Source organism: Mycobacterium sp. (assembly GCF_044370595.1).
Taxonomy (GTDB): Bacteria; Actinomycetota; Actinomycetes; order Mycobacteriales; family Mycobacteriaceae; genus Mycobacterium.
Window position 1 is genome coordinate 1 of record NZ_JBILVF010000183.1, and the last position, 6,088, is coordinate 6,088.

General features: G+C 65.0%; 7 protein-coding genes. 3 read left to right on the plus strand and 4 right to left on the minus strand.

Going from position 1 to position 6,088, the window contains the following annotated elements; translation table 11 throughout:
* From ADBZ5N_RS16795 to ADBZ5N_RS16805, 3 genes are all read left to right on the plus strand, one after another.
* Positions 1-1,192, plus strand: a 1,192-nt coding sequence (locus ADBZ5N_RS16795; protein WP_526259365.1) for an Ig-like domain-containing protein, incomplete at its 5' end; no start/stop codon positions are given.
* A gap of 99 nt (positions 1,193-1,291) precedes the next feature.
* On the plus strand, positions 1,292-2,737 hold the full coding sequence (locus ADBZ5N_RS16800) for an alanine/glycine:cation symporter family protein (protein WP_526259367.1): 1,446 nt from the start codon (positions 1,292-1,294) through the stop codon (positions 2,735-2,737).
* Positions 2,738-2,750: 13 nt separating this feature from the next.
* Positions 2,751-3,653 carry an alpha/beta fold hydrolase gene (locus ADBZ5N_RS16805; protein WP_526259370.1) on the plus strand — a complete coding sequence of 301 codons (903 nt, stop codon included), beginning with the start codon at positions 2,751-2,753 and terminating at the stop codon, positions 3,651-3,653.
* Here ADBZ5N_RS16805 and ADBZ5N_RS16810 read toward each other — a convergent pair.
* The 4 genes from ADBZ5N_RS16810 to ADBZ5N_RS16825 all read right to left on the minus strand — a co-directional run.
* Entirely contained in the window at positions 3,650-4,024 is a 375-nt protein-coding gene (locus tag ADBZ5N_RS16810) for a hypothetical protein (protein ID WP_526259372.1), read from the minus strand. The two genes, ADBZ5N_RS16805 and ADBZ5N_RS16810, sit on opposite strands and share 4 nt — an antisense overlap.
* Positions 4,025-4,068: 44 nt before the next feature.
* Complete coding sequence (locus tag ADBZ5N_RS16815; protein WP_526259374.1) at positions 4,069-4,761, minus strand: crotonase/enoyl-CoA hydratase family protein; 693 nt, start codon at positions 4,759-4,761, stop codon at positions 4,069-4,071.
* A 74-nt stretch (positions 4,762-4,835) separates the two neighbouring features.
* The gene (locus tag ADBZ5N_RS16820) at positions 4,836-5,858 is read right to left on the minus strand and encodes a GDP-L-fucose synthase family protein (protein ID WP_526259376.1); all 1,023 of its coding nucleotides are present in this window, start codon (positions 5,856-5,858) and stop codon (positions 4,836-4,838) included.
* The coding region (locus tag ADBZ5N_RS16825; protein WP_526259378.1) for a GDP-mannose 4,6-dehydratase at positions 5,822-6,088 on the minus strand (267 nt) is incomplete at its 5' end. The genes ADBZ5N_RS16825 and ADBZ5N_RS16820, both read right to left, overlap by 37 nt.

Consider the following 6,088-nt stretch of genomic DNA (forward strand, 5'->3'; position numbering starts at 1 on the left):
CGCGGTCCCGGTGCAGCCGGCGCCCCCCACGCCGCCGCTGCTGGGCGTCTCGCCGTTCAACGGCGCGGAGGCCATCAATCCGCTCACCAGGCCGGTGGTCGATGTCGTCGACGGCACCATCACAGAAGTGTCGCTGTCTGATGACTGGGGCGACGTGGTCGAAGGCCAAATCTCCGCCGACGGCACTACCTGGGAGCCCACCCGTCGGCTGGACTACGCCCGCAACTACACCTTGACGGTGAACAGCACCAGCAGCGCGGGGGTGCCGCTGTCGCGCACCACCACGTTCAGCACTCTGGTTCCCAACAACTACGTGCGGCCGTACGTCGAGGTGCAGGGCGGCTTCGCGCCCCGTGACGGTGTCCGCTACGGCGTCGGCACCATCATCGTCGCGCACTTCGATGAGGCAGTCACCGACAAGGCTCTGGCCGAGAAGAACATGATCGTCAAGACCGACCCGCCGGTGGCGGGTACCTGGAACTGGGTCAGCGACACCAAAGCACACTGGCGTCCGGAGAACTACTACACCCCGGGCACCCGGATCGACGTGAGCATCAACACCTTCGGCCTCCAACTCGGCGACGGCCTCTACGGTCAGGATGACGCCAAGGCCACGCTGACCATCGGCGATTCCCGAATCTCGGTCGCCAACGACATCACCAAACAGGTCAGCGTCTTCGAGAACGGCCGACTGATGCGGACCATGCCCACTTCGATGGGCCGCGGTGGAACGTCGACGCTCGGAAACAAAACCTTCCACTGGTGGACACCGCCGGGCACCTACACCGTGCTCGACAAGGCCGAGACCATCATCATGGACTCGTCCACCTACGGCGTCCCGCAGGGCACCGCGCTGAGTTACAAACGCACGGTCGGCTACGCCACCCGGATCAGCACCGACGGCATCTACGTCCACCACCTCGACGACACCCTCTGGGCCCAGGGCAACACGAACATGTCCTCGGGATGCCTCAACCTCAACCTCGACAACGCCAAGTTCTACTTCGAGCAGGCGCAACCCGGCGACGTCGTCGAGGTTCTCTACACCGGCGGCCCGCCCTTGACCTTGGGCCAGGGCGGTGACTGGTCGGTTCCGTGGAACGACTGGATCAAAGGCAGCGCGTTCTCCCCGCACAACGCGCCCCCACCCCCACCCCCGCCGCCGGCTGACCTCACTGCAAACGGGCCCTGACCGACCCTCCCCGGTCGCCGTCAACCGACGGCATCGTCCATTGCGCTGCGCTCCCGGCAGACCCGTGGCAGGATTCCCCAATCGTCACGGGAGGCCGACATGGACTTCATTCAGACCCACTTGATCGACCCGGTCAACAAGGTGCTGTGGACCTACGTGCTGGTCTATGTGCTGGTCGGGGCGGGCATCTACTTCACCATCCGGACACGGTTCGTGCAGATCCGCTACTTCAGGCGGATGGTCGGCCAACTCTTCAACTCCCGCATCGCTGACGGCGGCATCTCCTCGTTTCAGGCGTTTTGCGTCGGCCTGGCCTCCCGGGTGGGAACCGGCAACATCGCCGGCGTGGCAATCGCGCTGACCGTCGGCGGACCCGGCGCGATCTTCTGGATGTGGGTGGTGGCCCTGATCGGCATGGCCACCGCGTTGATCGAGGCGACACTGGCACAGATCTTCAAAGTTCGCGCCGGGGACGGCACCTTCCGCGGCGGCCCGGCGTACTACATTCAGCGTGGCCTGGGCTCGCGCGCCGGCGGGATACTCTTCGCGGTGCTGCTGGTGTTCACCTTCGGCTTCGCCTTCAACATGGTGCAGGCCAACGCCATCGCCGACGTCCTCAACACCACCCACGCGATCGAGCAGCACTACACCACCATCGGCCTGGTGCTGCTGGCCGCACCGGTGCTCTTCGGCGGCGTGCGCCGAGTCGCCAAGGTCGCCGAGGTGGTGTTGCCAATCATGGCTTTGGCCTACGTGCTGCTGGCCTTCGTCATCATCGCCCTGAATTTCACCCGGATCCCCGAGGTGCTCACCCAGATCATCGGCGGAGCGTTCGGTATCCAGGAGATGGCCGGCGGCTTCGCGGGCGGCATCGCGGCAGCGATGCTCAACGGTGTCAAACGCGGCCTGTTCTCCAACGAAGCCGGTATGGGCAGCGCCCCCAACGTCGCGGCCACCGCGACGGTGTCGCACCCTGTCAAGCAGGGACTGATCCAGTCGCTCGGAGTGTTCGTCGACACCATGATCGTATGCACCGCAACGGCATTCATCATTCTGGTGTCCGGCCCGGCGATCTATGACCCCAGCGCCCCGACCAAGATGGCCGGCGCGTCACTGACTCAGGCCGCTATCGCGGCCAGCCTCGGGTCATGGACGACCTGGCTGATGACCGTGCTGGTGTTCATATTCGCCTTCTCCTCGGTGCTGGGCAACTACGTCTATGCCGAGGTGAACCTGTTCTTCCTGGGGGCCAAGCAGCAGGCCATCAACGCCTTCCGGGTGATGGTTCTCGTCGCCATCAGCATCGGGGCACTGGCCCGATTGGACGGGGTGTGGGCGCTTGCCGATGTCTCGATGGGGCTGATGGCGATCGTGAACCTCATCGCGATCATCCTGCTGGGTAAATGGGCCTTCGCCGCCCTGCGGGACTACCACCTGCAGAGCGAGGCCGGGGAGGACCCCGTGTTTATCGCCGACGAGGCTCGTCTGCCGGGGCATCTCGACGGTGATATCTGGACCCGGTCGGACGTGCACTCGCTCAGATAGCCTTAGATGAGGTGTGGACTTCCTTCGCACCCCGGATTCGCGCTTCGTGAACTTAGAGGGTTACCGGTTCTCGCCGCACTACCTCGATGTCATCGCCGCCGGTGCGCCGGCGCTGCGGATGCACTACCTCGACGAAGGTCCCCGCGACGGTGCGCCTGTGGTGCTCCTGCACGGTGAGCCGACATGGAGTTACCTCTACCGCAGTATGATCGGGCCACTGGTCGACGCCGGCCACCGGGTGCTGGCGCCGGATCTGATCGGCTTCGGCCGTTCCGACAAGCCGACCCGACGGCAGGATTACACCTATCAGCGTCACGTCGACTGGGTGACGTCGTGGATGACCGCACTGGACCTTCGGGATATCACCGTGGTGGTTCAGGACTGGGGCTCGCTGATCGGTCTGCGCATCGCCGCCGAACATTCCGACCGGTTCTCGAAACTGTTCATCGCCAATGGTTTTCTGCCCACCGCGGAGCTACCGACGCCGAGGGCGTTCTCCATCTGGCGCGCATTCGCCAAGTACTCTCCGGTGCTGCCCGCAGGGCGCATCGTCGACGCCGGAACGGTGAACCGTCTCTCCGGGGCGGTTCGACGCGGCTATGACGCGCCGTACCCCGACCGGCGGTATCAGGCCGGCGCGCGGGCCTTCCCGCAACTGGTACCCACCTCCCCGGACAACCCCGCCGTCCCCGCAAACCGGGTGGCGTGGGCCGCGCTTGGCCGGTGGGACAAACCGGTGCTGTGCGTATTCGGTACCCACGACCCGATCTTGGGCAAGGCCGACCGCGCGCTGATAAGCCATATCCCCGGTGCGGCAGGCCAACCGCACGCCCGGATCCGCGCCGGGCATTTCATCCAGGAGGACGCCGGACCGCAACTGGCCCGCCGGCTGCTGGATTGGGAGGCCGGACTCTAGCTGCCGGTGGCGGCTTTGCGGGTGTCGATGAACGATTTGACGCACAGCGCGACGAAGACCAGGCAGAGCACTGCGAACACGGCCTGGACGCCGACGGCGGTGGCCCGCTGAACCGGCTCCCCGGACAGCAGCGCGGGCACCTTGGTGAAACTCCTGGCGGTGCCCAGGAACCCCAGCAACCCGACTAGCGCGGCGATATGCCCGCCGAGTTTGAGGTTGGTCCGGGACAGGAAGCCGGTCCCGGCCAGCAGTAGCCCGAAGAAGGCCGGGATCAGCGCCGTCACCGACGCGGCGCCGGAGAGCAGGTAGGAGGCGGCACCCAGTGCGATGAAGATGGCCGAGAAGATGAAGATGACGCGAGGCATGTTCATAGGGCGCAGAGTACCGTCCAGCCGACCGTGACCGCCGTCGTGGGCTACAACCCGAACTCGGTGTGGATGTTGTCGATGCCGTGCCGGATGGCGTCCAACGTCTCCTGGCGGGCTCGCATCTTGCAGGCGTGGTGCGCACCGGCATCCAATGTGGTGGCGAAAACCTGGGCGGCCTCGCAGGCCCGTTCGAGCACCAACTCGGGCATCACTAACTCGTCCACCCAACCGCCGGCCAATGCGGTGTCACTCAGGAAGTTCCTGGCCAGCCCGACCGCCTGCTGATACGCCGACCGGGTCAGCCGCAGCTTCATCACTTCCAGGGCCGGGTAGGGCAGCACCATCCCGATCGCCACTTCATTGGCCTGAAAGTTGTAGCCCGGAGCAGCGATCCGGTGGTCGGTGCTACACGCCAGGAACGAACCCATGGCGATTGCATGCCCGGTGCACGCGGCCACCACCGGCTTACGGAAGGACAGCAACCGATGCGACAACTCAAAACCGGCCTTGAGCATGTCGATGGAGGCCGCTACGTCCCCGGATCGGAACACCTTCAGGTCAAAACCCCCGCTGAACACTCGCTGGTTGCCTGCGATCACCACCGCGCCGGCGTCCTCGCTCTCGGCTCGGTCCAGTGCCGCGTTGATCTCGCCCAGCATGGCCGGGCCCAGCGCATTGACCTTGCCGTCGTCCATCGAGATCACGGCGATCGCCTCGTCCCGGCGGTAACTCACGCTCATGGCTGCTCCTTGTCTCGTGTGGGCACAGACGTTACCGAGGCCGCTACGGCAGGCTCGGGCGGGGGAGCGCGCGCTCACCTCGGCGGAGGCTGCGAAGCTGTTTCCGCCCGGGAGCTAATACGTTCGCGGTACCACGCCACCGTGTTGCCGATTCCTTCTTCCAGCCCGATCTTCGCCGTCCAACCCAACTGTGCAAGGTGTGAGACGTCCAATAGTTTCTGAGGGGTGCCGTCGGGCATACCGGCATCCCAGAGCGTTTCGCCCTCGTAACCCACTGCCGCAGCAATGATCTCGGCCAACTCCCTGATCGTGACGTCGTTGCCGGTGCCGACGTTGACGTGCTGGGCGCCGTCGTAATGTTCGAGCAGGTGTAAGCAGGCGTCGGCCATGTCATCGGCGTGGAGGAATTCGCGCCGTGGCGACCCGGTTCCCCAGTTGGTGACTGCGATGGCACCCGAGGTGCGGGCGTCTTCGTAACGCCGGATGAGAGCGGCCAGTACGTGCGAATCCCTTGATGAGAAGTCATCGTTCGGCCCATAGAGGTTCGCAGGCATGGCGGAAATCCATGGCAGCCCATACTGCCGACGAACAGCCTGTATGTGCATGATTCCAGCGATCTTGGCGATCGCGTATGCGTCGTTCGTCGGCTCCAGGGGACCGCACAGCAGGGAATCCTCGTGGATGGGTTGCTTGGCTAGTTTCGGGTAGATGCATGAAGAGCCCAGGAAGAGCAGTCGCTCGACTTCGGACTCGACGGCTGCGTCGAGGACATTGACTTGGACCCGGACGTTTTCGCTGAGGAAGTCGACGGGATAGGTGCTGTTGGCGAGAATGCCGCCGACTTTCGCGGCAGCCAACACCACGTACCGCGGTCGGGTTTGAGCGAAGAAACCGAACACCCCCTCGCGGTCGCGCAGATCCAATTCCGCGGACGATCTTCCGATGACGTTCTCGAAGCCGGCTCGCTCAAGTCGGCGAACAAGGGCTGAACCAGCAAGCCCGCGGTGCCCCGCGATGTAGAAAGTCGCACCCCGATCGAGTTCGCCGGCCGAGAAGTCGGTCACTGAGGGGTCGCCCGGCTTGTCGGGCTCTGCCACCAGTCCAGGGGTACCCTGTCGATCCAGGGCGTTCCCTCGTGTTCGATTGCTTCGATGTCGGCATCGACCATGAGGCGAGCCAACTTTCGGCCGTCAACCGACGGAGCCCAGCCGAGCTTGCTCTCGGCCCGGGAAGCGTCGCCGATAAGCGCGTCAACCTCGGTCGGGCGAAGGTAGCGCTCATCAAATCGGACATATGCCTGCCAGTCCAGGCCGGCTCGGTCGAAGGC

Coding starts and splice junctions, on each gene's coding strand:
- ADBZ5N_RS16810 (WP_526259372.1), bottom strand. CDS start 4,024: ATGAACATGCCTCGCGTCATCTTCATCTTCTCGGCCATCTTCATCGCA.
- ADBZ5N_RS16800 (WP_526259367.1), top strand. CDS start 1,292: ATGGACTTCATTCAGACCCACTTGATCGACCCGGTCAACAAGGTGCTG.
- ADBZ5N_RS16815 (WP_526259374.1), bottom strand. CDS start 4,761: ATGAGCGTGAGTTACCGCCGGGACGAGGCGATCGCCGTGATCTCGATG.